The 14627-nt window shown below is 38.8% G+C and carries 19 protein-coding genes; 4 read left to right on the top strand and 15 right to left on the bottom strand.

The genetic code is table 11. From position 1 onward, the window contains the following. Positions 1–58 precede the first annotated feature (58 nt). Positions 59–1960 (top strand): amino acid permease, encoded by a 1902-nt coding sequence (locus Q7J54_06035; protein ID MDO8741104.1) that lies wholly within the window; start codon positions 59–61, stop codon positions 1958–1960. On the opposite strand, the gene Q7J54_06030 is transcribed toward Q7J54_06035, so the two are convergent. Further along, the gene (locus Q7J54_06030; GenBank protein ID MDO8741103.1) at positions 1961–2812 is read right to left on the bottom strand and encodes a methyltransferase; all 852 of its coding nucleotides are present in this window, start codon (positions 2810–2812) and stop codon (positions 1961–1963) included. It abuts the gene before it with no gap. Positions 2813–2964: 152 nt separating this feature from the next. On the opposite strand from Q7J54_06030, the gene Q7J54_06025 reads away from it, so the two are divergent. Then, positions 2965–3120 carry a hypothetical protein gene (locus Q7J54_06025; GenBank protein ID MDO8741102.1) on the top strand — a complete coding sequence of 52 codons (156 nt, stop codon included), beginning with the start codon at positions 2965–2967 and terminating at the stop codon, positions 3118–3120. Between the two features lie 327 nt (positions 3121–3447). After that, a complete protein-coding gene (locus tag Q7J54_06020) occupies positions 3448–4431 on the top strand; it encodes a bifunctional phosphoglucose/phosphomannose isomerase (protein ID MDO8741101.1) in 984 nt (327 codons plus the stop codon). A 54-nt stretch (positions 4432–4485) separates the two neighbouring features. Here the strand turns inward: Q7J54_06020 and Q7J54_06015 are convergent, their stop codons facing one another. The 3 genes from Q7J54_06015 to Q7J54_06005 are packed head-to-tail and all read right to left on the bottom strand — an operon-like array spanning position 4486 to position 6404. Further along, positions 4486–5076 (bottom strand): hemerythrin domain-containing protein, encoded by a 591-nt coding sequence (locus Q7J54_06015; protein ID MDO8741100.1) that lies wholly within the window; start codon positions 5074–5076, stop codon positions 4486–4488. Between the two features lie 9 nt (positions 5077–5085). Beyond that, positions 5086–6078 carry a DUF438 domain-containing protein gene (locus Q7J54_06010; GenBank protein MDO8741099.1) on the bottom strand — a complete coding sequence of 331 codons (993 nt, stop codon included), beginning with the start codon at positions 6076–6078 and terminating at the stop codon, positions 5086–5088. Positions 6079–6089: 11 nt separating this feature from the next. Further along, a complete protein-coding gene (locus Q7J54_06005; GenBank protein ID MDO8741098.1) occupies positions 6090–6404 on the bottom strand; it encodes an ArsR family transcriptional regulator in 315 nt (104 codons plus the stop codon). Between the two features lie 215 nt (positions 6405–6619). On the opposite strand from Q7J54_06005, the gene Q7J54_06000 reads away from it, so the two are divergent. Continuing rightward, on the top strand, positions 6620–7039 hold the full coding sequence (locus Q7J54_06000) for a hypothetical protein (GenBank protein MDO8741097.1): 420 nt from the start codon (positions 6620–6622) through the stop codon (positions 7037–7039). 42 nt (positions 7040–7081) lie between these two features. Here the strand turns inward: Q7J54_06000 and Q7J54_05995 are convergent, their stop codons facing one another. The 11 genes from Q7J54_05995 to fba form a co-directional block, all read right to left on the bottom strand. After that, positions 7082–7687, bottom strand: coding sequence for a Fe-Mn family superoxide dismutase (locus Q7J54_05995; GenBank protein ID MDO8741096.1), 606 nt, complete (start codon positions 7685–7687; stop codon positions 7082–7084). A gap of 10 nt (positions 7688–7697) precedes the next feature. Beyond that, complete coding sequence (locus Q7J54_05990) at positions 7698–7934, bottom strand: glutaredoxin domain-containing protein (protein MDO8741095.1); 237 nt, start codon at positions 7932–7934, stop codon at positions 7698–7700. Positions 7935–8146: 212 nt separating this feature from the next. After that, positions 8147–9109, bottom strand: coding sequence for a transketolase family protein (locus tag Q7J54_05985; protein ID MDO8741094.1), 963 nt, complete (start codon positions 9107–9109; stop codon positions 8147–8149). Position 9110: 1 nt separating this feature from the next. Further along, positions 9111–9710 (bottom strand): hypothetical protein, encoded by a 600-nt coding sequence (locus tag Q7J54_05980; protein ID MDO8741093.1) that lies wholly within the window; start codon positions 9708–9710, stop codon positions 9111–9113. A gap of 9 nt (positions 9711–9719) precedes the next feature. Then, on the bottom strand, positions 9720–10310 hold the full coding sequence (locus Q7J54_05975) for an HD domain-containing protein (protein MDO8741092.1): 591 nt from the start codon (positions 10308–10310) through the stop codon (positions 9720–9722). 18 nt (positions 10311–10328) lie between these two features. Then, positions 10329–10580, bottom strand: a complete 252-nt coding sequence (locus tag Q7J54_05970) for a hypothetical protein (GenBank protein ID MDO8741091.1) — start codon at positions 10578–10580, stop codon at positions 10329–10331. After that, positions 10567–11403: a transketolase gene (locus tag Q7J54_05965; GenBank protein MDO8741090.1), complete on the bottom strand. Its 837-nt coding sequence runs from the start codon at positions 11401–11403 to the stop codon at positions 10567–10569. Before Q7J54_05965 ends, Q7J54_05970 begins: the two co-directional genes overlap by 14 nt. A gap of 84 nt (positions 11404–11487) precedes the next feature. Next, a complete protein-coding gene (dinD, locus tag Q7J54_05960) occupies positions 11488–12342 on the bottom strand; it encodes a DNA damage-inducible protein D (protein MDO8741089.1) in 855 nt (284 codons plus the stop codon). 1 nt (position 12343) lies between these two features. Continuing rightward, on the bottom strand, positions 12344–12946 hold the full coding sequence (locus tag Q7J54_05955; GenBank protein ID MDO8741088.1) for a ribulose-phosphate 3-epimerase: 603 nt from the start codon (positions 12944–12946) through the stop codon (positions 12344–12346). After that, a complete protein-coding gene (gene rpiB, locus Q7J54_05950) occupies positions 12939–13394 on the bottom strand; it encodes a ribose 5-phosphate isomerase B (protein ID MDO8741087.1) in 456 nt (151 codons plus the stop codon). Before rpiB ends, Q7J54_05955 begins: the two co-directional genes overlap by 8 nt. After that, positions 13394–14290, bottom strand: coding sequence for a class II fructose-1,6-bisphosphate aldolase (gene fba / locus Q7J54_05945; GenBank protein MDO8741086.1), 897 nt, complete (start codon positions 14288–14290; stop codon positions 13394–13396). Before fba ends, rpiB begins: the two co-directional genes overlap by 1 nt. Positions 14291–14627: the final 337 nt, after the last annotated feature.

Genomic DNA, 14627 nt, shown 5'->3' with positions numbered 1-14627 from the left:
AATAATGATTATTATTTTACCATAATACTTTATAAATAGCAATATTTAAACTAGTGCCATGGCAGAATTAAAGCGATCCCTTGGATTCATCACAATCCTGGCCTTATCGATCAGCTCCATGGTGGGCACTGGCTTGTTTATCGGTCCGGCTTTAGGAGCCTATTATGCAGGGAATGCCTCTTTGATTGCATGGATCATAATGTCTGTTGTTTCGATCTATATTGCACTCTGCTTCTCTGAGCTTGTCTCATTATTCCCAAAAGCTGGCGGAGTCTATGAATTTGCAAAACAGACTTATGGAAGATTTACCTCTTTTCTGGTCGGATGGACAGCATGGCTCACTGAGAACATAACAACAACACTGCTTATTGTTACTGCAATAAATTATCTCACGCCAACGCAATTTCCTTTGATTTACAAGATCATAATCAGCCTGATCTTCATAATCATCCTGAACATAATAGCCTATCTCGGCCTGGAAGCAAGCTCTGCAACAATGATCTTCTTTGCCGCGATAACTGTCGGCCTTGTTTCATTATTTGTCATATTGTCTTTCTTCCATCTGAACATTGGAAATTTCTCGCCTTTCTTTACAAAGCCGCCAGTTTCAATATTAATAACAATATTTTTCATTGCAGAAACATTCTTTGGCTGGGAAGCAGCAACTTATCTGGCAGAAGAAACAAAAAACCCTGAAAAGGCAATTCCCAGGGCATTGCTCTGGTCAACTGCAATAATGGGTGTGGTCGGCGTATTGACGGCATTTGCATTGCTCGGTGTTTTTTCAGCTGAAAAGCTTTCAACATTCCCTGCTCCTATAAACAACCTCTCGCTTCTGCTTTTCGGCAGATTCGGGGATTACATAAGCGGGATTGGGGTTTATCTCATACTTATCGGATCAGCAGCATCAGGCATAATAGCCGGCCCAAGGCTGATACTTGCGCTTGCCCGAGACAAGCTTTTTCCTTCGGGGTTTGCAAAAATACATGAGAAATACAAAACTCCGTACAAGGCAGTCATATTCCAGACAGTTGTTTCGATAATAGTTGTTTTTCTGGCAATCGGCTTGTACGAAAAGATACTCTCGCTGCTTGTCCCGCTTGTTATCCTGATGTATATACTCATTATCCTGGCAATCCCGATATTAAGGATAAAAAAAGCCAATCTCAGGAGAACATTTAAAGTTCCATTTGCTAAAATAGGCACGGCCATTATAAGCCTGTTCTTCCTGGCGATTATTTTAAGCTGGCTCTTTTCATCAAAAGACGCCTGGAATTCCTTGTTCACTGCATTGTCGCTTCTTGCTCTAGGCATTCCGCTTTACTTCCTTCTGGAGCTTTATTATGATCCAGGCATGATAAGAAAAATAGAAGATGCATTTGCTTATCTGACATTATGGACGGAAAAACTTTCCCTTCCTCTCAGCGCAAGAAAACAAATAATAAGCATTATTGGCAGCACAAAAGGAAAAACAATGCTTGAATTCGGCTGCAATGTCGGAACATTGACAATGCACCTTGCAGAAGAAGTTGGAAAAGATGGAAGGATCTATGCAACAGACATCTCAGAAAGGGATCTGAGGATTACAGGAAACAGATTGAGAAAAAAAGGCCATAAGCACGTTACATTGATTCATGACCCGCATCATGCGGAAAGAGTGCATCCAAATGTTCCAAAAGTTGATGTTGTTGTTTCAGTCGGCATGCTCTCTTATGTCCAGAAAGTGAAAAACGTCTTAATGCAGCTCAACAAGAGGATGAAAAAAGGCGATAAAATCTGCTTTGTAGAATATGACAAGTTCTTCTATATAATCCCGACAAAGGAATGGATCAGGAATAATGTGAAAATAAAAGAAGTCTTCAGGGATTCCGGATTTAATGTCGCTGTGATCAGGAAGGGAGGATTGTTCTGGGAATATGTTTATATTTATGGCGTGAAGGAGAGGAATGTTGTCAGCTGACTATTTTTTTCCAGCAACCCCGTAATGCACTCTTTTCAATTCTCTAAACCCTGCTTCTTTCATTCTCTTCATAACCCCGGAAACAACATCTATGCCTTTCTTTTCTCCTGGCGATCCTGTATAATGATAAATAATTCCTCTGTTCTTCAGCACTCTGTAAAGCTCTTTATAAAATTCCAAGGAATAAAGCTCTCCAGCAATCTTCAGGCTGGGCGGATCATGGACAATCCTGTCAAATTCCTGCTCTGAAAACTTCTTAATTTGCTTCATCATGTCATTATTTATAATTTTTATATTTTTCAAGCTAAATAACTCGCTAGACCATGGATTGTATTTCTGTATTTCAAGGATGTTTTTATCCTTTTCACAGCTGACAACTAAGTCCGCTCCATTTTTTGCAGCCATTATCGCAGTATAACCTAGCCCGGTGCATGTATCAAGGACTTTTCCCTTGGTCGGCATTATGTTTTCGATCTTCTTGATAGCGTCTTTATACGGATCATATTCCTTTGTAACATGCATCCTTATCCCAGAAATCTCAACAGTGGGCGGAATATCGATGCCGGTCGGAAATAACTTGTAAAATCTATTGGTTTTTTCTGAAAAGAACTGTATTTTTATGATTTTATTCTCTTTTATTAAAAAACAGACCTTGTTGTCCTTGATTATTTTTTTAACATCATCAATAGTTATTTTTTCTGTTTCGTCATTTTTAATTAAAATAAAACTGTTTTTGTCAATTTTAACCTTGCTTTCGGTTATACCTAAATCAAGAGAGACATCAATTTCGCTTAATTCTTTATTTAATGCATTCAATAGCTCTGCTGCCTGGTAATGCGATAAAACTATCATAGATTAAAAATTCGGATTTTTATATTAAAATTTATATATTATTTGACATATATAATAAAAAGATATTATTCCAAAATATATATTAAATCAGCAATATATTTATAAGTTTTGGCCTAAAGAAAAAATCAAGTTAGTTTCTGAGAGGTGATTCGATGGCGAAAAAAGAGAAACCCAAGTTTTTAGATGAAGATAACGAAGAGGATTCTGATGAAGAGGTTGATACGCAGGACTTGGAAGGCTATGACGATGATGACGAAAAGCCAGATGAGATTGACAAAAAAGAAGACTGGGAGGATATTGAAAAATAGGGGTTTTGCTTTTTCTTCATTAACTTTAATGCCCTAAATCCAGTATACGTTTTACTACAAAAAACTTAGAAAGGCTTATAAATGAAAACAGTTCAGACAAGGCAATAGGAATTTTATATCGTTATATTGGAGGGGGTGGTTCACTCCAATACTCGCAAGGGAACTTCTCAAACACTAAGATTTACGTGATTATAGTAAAAGGCACAAAAATTTGAGCAATAAATATGCCTTTTACTTATTACGAACGGACAACTATTACTCAATAGATTTTGTCCGTGAGTATACATATTAATAAAATTTATATAATAGCTCTCTTTCTGGCTTTCTATGGAAGATATTGATAAAGAGGATATGAAGAGTGTGATAGAAGACTTTGTAGCGCAGGTTAAAGAGGCCATCAGATTAGCCAGTAATGTAAGAGTTGTTGGTGAGGTTGATCATATTATAGTATGCGGCATGGGCGGCTCTGCTATTGCAGGCGACATATTGAAGTGTTATCTTGCTGACACAAAAGTCAATATAAATGTAAACCGGGATTATTCTCTGCCGCCAAGCGCAAACAACAAGACTTTGGTTATTGCCTCTTCTTATTCAGGCAACACAGAAGAAACAATAAGCGCATTCAGGAATGCATTGAGAATCGGCTCAAAGATCGTTGCAATAACATCCGGCGGAAAGCTCGAAACATTATGCAGGACAAGCAACATTCCTTTTGTAAAGATCCCGGCTAAGATGCAGCCAAGGAATGCAATGCCTTACAGCTTCTTTGCAATGCTAACTATATTGACTAATTCAAAACTGATACCAAACAGATTTTCAGAAGTGCAAGAGCTCGTCAATTCTATAAACATGGCTGCATTGAAAGAAAAAGGCGAGGAACTGGCATTAAAGCTAAAAGACAAGATCCCCTTGATTTACAGCTCTGAAAGATACAGGGCAATAGGCATAAGATGGAAGCAGGACTTCAATGAAAACTCAAAAGTTCATGCGTTTGCAAATGTTTTTCCTGAATTAGACCATAACGAGCTTGTCGGCTTTGCAAACCTTAAAGGAGAATATTACGTTGTGATAATAGAGGATGAAGATGACTACAAAAGGGTGAAGGACAGGATAAGAATCACAAAAGAGCTTATAAAAAGCAAGAAAGTCGGCATAACAGAGATGGTCATGAAAGGCAACAATCTGCTGCTCAAGATGTTTACTGCTGTCATTATCGGAGACTGGGCTTCTTATTATCTTGCTCTGGAATATGGGATTGATCCAACTCCGGTGAATGTCATACAAGATTTAAAGCAGAGATTAGGGGAATAGGCAACCATAAAAATAGTTTTGTGTTCAGAATTTTATTATAGGAATACTGCACATTTAATCAAACTTCTTGAATTTCTCAGATATTGCCTTTTTCTGCTTTTCATCAAGATGCATGTCGGCCATCATAAAGAGCATATTGTTCTCCTTGTCTATGTGCTGCCGCAGAAGATTGATAATATGGCTTCCGTTGTAATCTAATTTATTAAAATCCCCGGCTTTTACTGCATCTTTGCAGTTTTTTATAGACTTGACCAGGTCTTCATGCTCAATGACCATCATCCCAGTAGGCCCGCCTTCCCTTGGCATGAATTTCTCGATTTCAGGGAATAGTGCCTTTTCCTCTTTGTTTAAAGAGTGCTTGTTGAACTCTTTTTCCAATATTGCAATGTTCTTTTCAGAAGATTTTAAATCTTTCTTCCCAAAGTTTTCCTCTAATTTGTCCAGCAGGCCTAAAACTACATCATGCTCTGCTCTTAAAACACTGAAAATTCCACCATTCTGTGAATGGCGGTTTACTCTGTAAACCACATCAATATGTGGAATTTTGGTGTGCTCAAAAACCACCTGATGCGGCGGACAATAGCGACATGCCAACCCTTTGTGATGGGTGGTTTTTGACATGTCTGTTGGGCTTTTGTTTGTCATATGTTCCTCCTAATGCTCCGGCGTAAAGCAGCAGTAGCCTATTCTGTCGCACCCTTGCTTTATCTTTGGCCATTTGCTTTCAGGAATAACCTTAATTGCCATCGGATAGAGTATGTTGTCTTCTTTGTATATGTGATTTGGAAGGTTTTCAGTTATAAAAGCTGCAAGCTCTTTTACCTTTTTTACAAAATCAGAATATGGCATCTTGTGCTTTTTTGCAATTTCATTCAATGCCTTTTTCCTTGCCTTCAGATCAACATGCTCTTCTCTCATTATTGCAGGCGGCTCTGTAACGCCGTATTTTTCAAGCATTGGAAAGAGAACATCTTCCTCCCGCTGATGGTGCTTGTCAGCCTCAACAAGATGCTCTGCAATGTGCTTAAGCATTTCAAGCTCTTCTTTTACCTTGCTGAAATCTTTTGCTGAACTCAAAGAATCAACTGTGTGCTCCAATTTATCGATGAATTCGAGGATTATTTTATGCTCTTCTGTCAATGTATGTATTGGATGGCCTGGCTTCAGCTTCATATTGGTTTTTTCAAGGTCATCTTTCATTATTTCAAGATGGACATCGCAGAGCTTTCTCATCTCATCTCTTGTTGTGCCTTCCTTAATTATCTCCTGCTCTATCAATGCAAGGTCTGTCGGAGAAATGTTTTTGAAAATGTCTTTTCCCTTTTTCCTCAAGGTTTTGAGATCAGCTCCGGAATGAAGCTGTTTTAATAGCGCTTTTATTTCATCTTTCTTTGAATTTTCTTTTCTGATCTTTTCTGTTTTTTTAATCTTAACAATCCAGTCTTTTGGGCCCTGCTTTTCATACTGCCATTCATATTTTCCATTGAATTCCGCTTCAAACTGGTAATGCAGCGGCTTAGGGTCATGGTCATTGGTTATCTTAAGAGTTTCGCCTTCTTTTAATGCATCCCACATCTCAAATATCTTTTCATGCCTTTCAAAAGGCGGCATGTTTCTCAGATCCAGATTTTTAATAGTTTCTTTCATTTTACCCCCACTCATTTTAGTTTCCTGCAGACTTTGCAGTATTTTTTAACATGCTTTTCAATCAAACTCAAAAGAGGAAGAATTGTTTCCTTGTTCAGAGAATAAATCCTGCTTTTGCCTTCTTTCTTCACATCCACAAAGCCGCATTCATACAAAGATAGCAATGCGTGGGACACTTTGCTCCTTTCCTGAGCAAGCTGTTTTGACAGGCCATTCACGCTTAACGGACTGTCTCTTAGCTTTTCAATTATATCCAGCTTCAACTTTGTTCCAAGTGTTTCAAAGAACAGATAGCATTTGCTTTTGCTTATTGCAGTGCCAGTCATATGTGAATTGTAATTCACATGTTATATATAAAGATTGTGAATTTTGAAAAGCACAGATAACGAAAATCGCACTAATCCCCGGACTAAAGTCTGATGTATTTAATCGTGCGATTTTCGGGATTAAAAATTGTCGGACTAAAGCCCTAGGCATTAAATCATGACACTTTTCAATAATTTTATATATTGGCATAGATAATGGCCTATTTGGGGGCAATATGGCAAATGGCATTTCAGTTGTAAATTCAGTTATTAATCTGATTAGAAATAAAAGAGACAGGGCTGGGAGCAGTATCTCTGTTGATAAAGTTTTAGAAGAGAGTTCTGGCAATGGCGAATATCCTGTAGATGCCCTAAGAGCTTATGCTGATGAAGAAAAAGACAAAGAAATTCAGATTTGTTATTTGTGTCGTGGCGAGAAGAGAGTGTATGGATTTGGTGGAACTCCTAAAGTATTTCTCAAGCCCAGGCATCATATAACTGAATATTCTTTTGGTCTGGGAGATGGGAAAGGAAGTCAGTGGAAAGCTTACTGGCATATGAAAGATACTAATGGAAAACTACATGCTGTAAAATTAATTAATGACAAAGAAGGCAATTTAATTTATCAAAACCCTGAATTGCCATTTGACCTTTAAACAGCGCTTAAAAGAGAAAAATAGGATGATTAAAATACACGGCTAGGGTGACGTTCTGTTTCTATGCTCCATCATTCTATGCTGCTTGATCTTATTATCAACTTCATCCCAGTCAACATTATTCATGAATGCTTCAATGTATTTCTTCTTGGCAGTTGCAAAGTCAATAAAGTAAGCATGCTCATACATGTCCAAAACAAGCAAGGGAGAAGCTCCCCATATTCCGCCCTGGTTGTGGAGATCACATACATAATTCCTGAGCTTTCTTTCTTCCCAGTCATAAGTCAGGACAACCCAACCTCTTGCTGACATTCCGCATGCAGCAAATTCTTTCTGCCAGCTTTCAAAGCTTCCAAAATCTGCTTCTATCAGCTTCAAAATATCGCCTTTGGCTTTTCCGTCTCCCCCTAAATTGTCAAAATACAATTCGTGCAGCCTTACGCCGTTCAATGCAAAGCTTTCCTCAATTTTCAATGCCCTGAAATCAGAGAATGTTGCATTTGCGCTTTCTTTGTCAGCAGATTCAAGCTTCTGCCTTATTTCCTGAATTTTCTTTACATAGCCTGCGTACAAAACATCATGGTGCTCAGATAACTGCTTTTCTGAAATCCCATTCAGCTGCTTGTATTTTAACGGTTTTACTTCCATTTAGACCTCATTACTTCAGCTTCAAAGCCTTCTTTATTGCCTGAATATCAAAACCCACTATTATTTGCCCATCAATATCAAGAACCGGAACTCCCATCTGGCCGCTTTTGTTGATCATCTCCTGAGCTGATTTTTGATCGCCAGAAACATCAATGTCTGCGTACTTGATCTTATTTTCAGCTAAAAATTGCTTTGCCTTAATGCACCAGGGGCACATCTTTGTGCTATAAACTTTTACAGTTGCCATTATTCATTACCTTTGTTTGAACATATATTTAACCATAATAAAACTAATAACAAACAGAATAACTTTTTGTTATTCTCCTTCAATCATCTCATCGCCGCAGCACATATTGGGCTCTTCAGACGTATTCCCGCAGTTCCCGCATTTATACATTCCAATCACCCCGATATTTTACAGAGAACTTTAAACTATATAAAGTTTATGGATTTTTGGTTTTATTTTTTCCTAACTATTTCTTTAACTCCTTTTATTATATTCTTGCTCGTCAATCCATGGAATTCCATCAGTTCAGCTGCTTTCCCGCTCTCCCCGAATTTGTCCTGAACTCCGATGATCTTCATTTTTACAGGACATTCCTGGCTCAATAATTCAGCTACTGCGCTCCCCAATCCGCCATTAACTTCATGCTCTTCAACTGTCACAACTGCTTTTGTTTTTTTGGCGGCATTTATTATTGTATTTTTATCCAATGGCTTTATTGTGTGGCAGTTGACAACCATTGCGCTTATCTTTTCCTTTTCAAGCTCAACAGCAGCTTTCATCGCTTCTATAACACAGACACCGCATGCGATAATTGCAACATCTTTTCCGTCTTTGAAGATTTCAGCTTTTCCTATTTTAAATGGAGTTTTATTTGTTGTGATCACAGGGTATTTTTCCCTTCCAAATCTCAGATAAACCGGGCCATTTAATTTTGCTGCTTCATGAACTGCTTTTCTTGCTTCTTCTGCATCGCAGGGCACAATAACAGTCATGTTCGGCAGAACTCTGGTTAAAGCAATATCTTCAAGCATTTGATGTGAAGCTCCATCTTCTCCGACTGTAACGCCGGCATGCGTTGATGCTATCTTCACATTGGCTCTGCTGTAAGCAACACTCAATCTTACCTGGTCATAGCTTCTTCCTGGGCAGAATACTGCAAAGGTCGAAGCAAAAGGGATCTTGCCTGACAAAGCAAGACCTGCTGCAATTCCGACCATGTTCTGCTCTGCAATTCCTATCTGGAAGAACCTGTCTGGAAACTTTTCCTTGAATTTTTCCAATCTTACGCTTTCTGTGAGATCAGCAGTAAGTGCAACAACATTCTTGTTTTTTTCTGCAAGCTCAATTATGCCAGCGCCATAGCCGTCTCTTGTTGCTTTCTTTTCGCAGTTTTCAAAATCCAGGTTAAGGTTCATCTTAAGTGCAGGTTATCTTGTTTTTCTCGCCAGATGCGCAGACAATCACATTGTTTGAGATAATGTATGAATCAATCCTCTTGTCATCAACCCTTGTTTTGCAGCATATGTTGTTTGCAGAGTTTTGGGCAAGATCATTATAATCAGCGAGTGTTTTATTGACCAAAAGATTGTTTTGGCTTAATTCAGAATCAACTTCGCTTTTTCTTTGATCATATTCTGCCCTGACTCTGCTCAGATTAAAATCATAATCGCTTTTCAGCAGGCTGAATTTCAGCTCAAGAAGGCTTTTGTCCTGAAGGCATTTGAAGGTTGAATTCTTTTCAGATGCTGTGCCCAGCATTAAATCATTATTTACGCTTTTGCATGTTTCCAAGTTAGTTTCTGCAATGAGCAGCTTTGATTTGACAGTGTCAATGCTCTTCATAAACTCTGACGGCGATAATCCGATATCTTTCAATTGCTTTGCAATACTATAGCCGTTTAATGCTGGCTTGATCAGAACAAATAGCGCAACCAATAACAGAACAGTTATAACCAAAAGCAGATTGATATGATGGTGATGCGGATGCGCCTCTTGTTTTTTAAAGTTAAATTTCATTTTTCACCTTTATTTTGGCTTGTGCTTGATCAGCGGCCCTATATGCTTTAACCCATACCACCAGCTGTTGGCGTTTGTTTTCTTCATCAGCCCAAATACTTTTTTAGCTGATCTTGTCTTAAGCTGTTTTCCAACATTATGGATCCAGTTTTCGCAGTCCTTATAGTTCTGCTCCAAATATTCTTTTGCCTGTATTGCGCATTCAAGCAGATCAGCATCTTTCGCGATGATTGCTTCTTTTGTCTTTTGCTGCTCCATTTCATAGTACAAGCTCAGCATTTCATCTGCAATCTTTTTCGGCAGCTTTTCAGCCTGCTCTTTCAATGCTGCTTCTTCTGCTTTTCCGAAGTTTATGTACCTTGCGCCGACTTTGTGAAGATCATTGATCCTTGCTTCAGGAACATCATGGAACAAAACCATTGCTGTAACTTTATTTGCATCTGCATTTTCCATTTCTGCCAGAATCCTTGCAATAATTGCTGCTCTAAAGCTATGCTCTGCAACTGATTCCGGATCTTTGATCCCGGCAAGCCACCATCCGCTTCTCTTTACTTTTTTCAGCTGCCCTAATTCAAAGAAAAATTTTGTAATGTCCTTCATTTTTTTGAATCCTCGTTTTTATTTATATATTGCTCTCAGCACAGTTAAAAATTGGCCAACTAATGTCAATAAAAAAATCACGATGAAAATCCAACCCCAAACATAAATGACTCTTTTATTGAAAAATGGCTCGTTTTGATTTCTGTAATATGTAATGACTAAACTCAACCAAAAAATTAAACCTAAAACATTAACCCAACCTAAATAAAATACTAATTTTTTCCATATTTTCAATTCAAGTTCTTTTTCAAATGCTTTATATTTTTTCATTTTTGCTCAATTCCTTTAATGCGATTTCAGCCTGCTCTTTTGTCGGAGGCTTTCCGTGCCATTCATGCTTGTTTTCCATGAAAGAAACGCCTTTGCCCATCATGGTTCTGAAAATGATAACAGTTGGCTTTTCTTTTGTTTTTTTCGCCTCTTCAAATGCATTCATTATCTGCTCAAGCTCATGGCCGTTTGCATTCAGCACATTCCAGCCAAATGCTTTGAATTTTTCATGCAGAGGATCCAAGCCAATAATATCTTCTGTATCGCCGCTTATCTGCAGATAATTCCTGTCAACAAAAGCAATAAGATTGTCAAGCTTGTAATGCGATGCAGCCATTGCAGCTTCCCATATCTGGCCTTCCTCGCATTCGCCGTCTCCTAAGCTGCAATAAATCCTGTATTCTTTCTTGTCAAGCTTTGCAGCCAAAGCCATTCCTATTGCAACTGATAGTCCTTGAGCGAGCGAGCCTGTGCTTGACTCCATTTCCGGGAAATCTAGCCTTGATGGATGACCCTGCAGCCTTGTATGAAGCTTTCTGAAAGTCATCAATTCATCTTTTTTAAAATAACCTGATTCTGCCATTGCAGCGTATCTGACAGCGCAGACATGACCGTTTGAAAGGATTAATCTGTCTCTGTCTTTCCACATCGGATTTTTTGGATCATGGTTGAGAACATTAAAATATAAAACAGCAAATATATCTGCCAATCCGAGAGGGCCGCCAGCATGGCCTGAAGCAGCATTGGCGACCATTTTAATCACATCGCTTCTTATTTCATTTGAAATTTTTTTTAATTCTTCAATATCTGTTGTTTTTTGCATTTTTTGCTTCTAATTTCAAACCATGACGAATTGTCACGAGTTGGAATTCTCTTTGTTTTAGTTTTTCCAGATAGCGCCTGGATTCTATGATTCTGCCCTTCTCGGCATCCTTTTTGATAATTTCCCAATCAATTTTTCATCTTTTTTAACTTTCCTTTCTAGCTTTTTGATGTCTTCTTCAGGCGGAAGTTTTTCGGGACTGATATCACTCTTCGCAAGAAGGTTCCTTACATCAGCATTATTCTTTATGTGCTCGACAGTTATATCTGTTTCTCCTTTCAGGTCATCTTTCTTAACATTAAAATTAGTAATCTCTGCAGCAAGATTTTTTGCAGTTATAGTGATAGTGGGGAGGAAATCCGCTAATGGCCTGCTCGGATGTATTTTAAGCTTATTTTTCATCTGAGAGGTAGTAAACCCTCCAAATAAGGCCTCATCCCCTTTGCTTCTTATCCTTGCAAAACCATCGTCATCCACTCCTCTTTCATAAATCAATTTTGACAATTCGGTTTCTGATGCGACTAATTTTTGCCTTGCAGTCAACCTTTCAACCAATGCGATTCTTTCTTCAATTAATTCCTGCTTTCTGGTTTGTACTGCAAAATAGCTTTGCGCAAATGCAATCTGCTCTTTTCTGGGATCACCGTTCTGCGCAATAAGATAGCAGGCATATCTGGTGAGCATGATATCGTCTATTTCCCTTTCTGCTTCGGAGCCTATCTTGACCTTTTTGGTGACCTCAACGAAATGGTCTGGGATTTCTTGACCAGAGTTTTTGCAGGCTATTTTTGCCTTTTCCAACACATTCACAAAGTTTCTCCAATCATCATAATCCAGCAACATCTGCAAGTCGCGCGCAAACCAGAATTCGATGCCATCTGCTTTTTGAGCATAATCCTCGAAAGATTTTTGCAGTTTTTGGATAATCTCTCTTTTCATTTTATTTCCCAAACAATGCGCTTCCCATCACAAGAATGTCTGCACCTGCTTTTTCAAGCATCTTTATATGAGTGCTCTTAATGCCGCCGTCAACCTTTATTCTGAAATTCAGTTTTTCCTTTTCCCTGATCTGCTTTAGTTTCTTTATTTTTGGGATCACTGAAGTTATTAGCTTCTGGCCTGCAAATCCAGGATGCACAGTCATCACAAGGACTTCGTCAACCATTGGAATGTATTTTTTGATCTTCTCAATCTTTGTCTCCGGGTTAAGCACAATCGCTGCCTTGACATTGCTGCCCTTTATTTCCTTTATTATCCTTAGAATATATCTTGTTGACTCGGCATGCACGTCAATTGTATTTGCGCCAGCTGCAATATAATACTTTATGTGCTTTTCAGGGCTTTTTACCATCAGATGGACATCCTTGAATAAAGGCAATTGCAATGAATTTACAAAAGCAGGATTAAATAAAGTGGTGTTGGGAACAAACTTGCCGTCCATTATATCGACATGCACGCCCTTTATTTTTTTAAGTACTTTTTTCAGCTTTCTCTCTACATCCTGTTTCCTTAACGACAATATTGAAGCGTATATCTCAGCCATTTTGTTTTGTATTCTCAATTCGTTTTATTTTATTTATTCTTCTCACAAGCCTTTTGTCGCCATCAAATTTTGTATTCAGCCATATCTTCAATGATTCCAATGATCTTTTAAAATCAACCTCCCATCCCCTTAAGCATATTACATTTGCATCGTTATGCAGCCTTGAAAACTTCGCGGTATATTCGTCATAAACATTGGCTGCCTTTATTCCCTTAACTTTGTTTGCTGCAATGCACATCCCGACTCCGGTGCCGCAGATCAGGATACCTTGGCTGCCCTTATTTTTGGCAACAGCTTTTGACAGCTTTAATGCAAAATCCGGATAATCATCAGCAGGAACTTCTTTTAAAGCACCAACATCAGCAAAACTGATTCCTTCTTTTATAAAATAGTTTTTGATGAATTCCTTCAATTTAAACCCGGCATGATCAGCTCCTATGAACAGCATTACGCCTTTCCCCCGCTTCCAAATGTTTTTATTCTCTGCTCAACAACCTGCTGCATCAATTGCTTTGCAGGCGCAAGGATTTTTCTTGGATCGAATTCAGAGGGATTTTTAGCAAAAAATTCCCTTATCGCGGCTGTAAAAGACAGCCTAATATCAGTATCTGTGTTTATCTTGTTTATTCCGTTCTTTATGGCAAGTCTTATCTGCTCATCAGGAACGCCTTCTGCATTTTCAATCTTTGCGCCGTATTGGTTTGCCTTGTCAACGATCCATTGCGGAACGCCGGAAGCGCCGTGAAGGACAAGGGGAATCTTTACTTTGTTTTTTATTTCCTTTAATCTGGCAATATCAAGCTCTGCATTTCCTTTGAACTTATACGCTCCATGCGATGTGCCGATTGCGACTGCCAGCGCATCTATTTTTGTTTTCTTTATGAATTCTAAAGCTTTATCAGGATCAGTAAACTGAACTTTTCCAGAAACATAGTCTTCTTTGCCGCCCAAAGTTCCAAGCTCAGCTTCAACTGTAACTTTCTTCTTTGCCCAGCTTACAACCTGCTTTGTGAGCTTAATATTTTCATCGAAGTCTTTGTCAGAAGCGTCTATCATAACAGAAGTGTAGCCTGAATTGATGGCTTTCTTTATGACATCCGGATTCTTTCCGTGATCTAAGTGTAATGCAATAGGGATTTTGTTTAAGCTTGCAAAAGTCCTAACTAAGGCAACAAGATTCTCCACTCCGGCATATGCAATCGCTGATTCTGATGTCTGGAGAATAACCGGGGCATTCAGCTTTACTGCAGCAGCTACAATCGCCTGTATTATCTCCAGATTGTTTATATTGAAGGCTCCGACTGCGTATTTCCCCTTGTTTGCCTTATCCAGAAGGCTTTTCATCGAGACGAGCATAATATCACCTTTTTAAGTTATCTTTAAAATAAGAGGTTATTAAATGTTTCGGATTAGTCTAAAGTATGTCAAATATTCTTTCTCGCACGCCACCACTTTGGCGGCTGACGCCCAAGCTCACTTCGTTCGCTTGTGCTACGAGCCACCCCGTAAGGGACAACCCCCGGCTCGTCAGCGCCATGGTGGCGTGCGGCGAGGCTGGGGACGCTCCCTACGGGATGCCGAGCAAGGACAAAATTTCACAGAAATTTTGTCCGTCGCACCGCCACAAATGGCGCTTTTGCTGCACTCTTATTTTTGTTTTCAGAAATCTTTTTAAACAAAC

It is taken from the genome of Candidatus Woesearchaeota archaeon, assembly GCA_030651135.1.
Classification (GTDB): domain Archaea; phylum Nanobdellota; class Nanobdellia; order Woesearchaeales; family JACPBO01; genus JACPBO01.
This window is presented reverse-complemented; position numbering and strand designations above follow the sequence as displayed.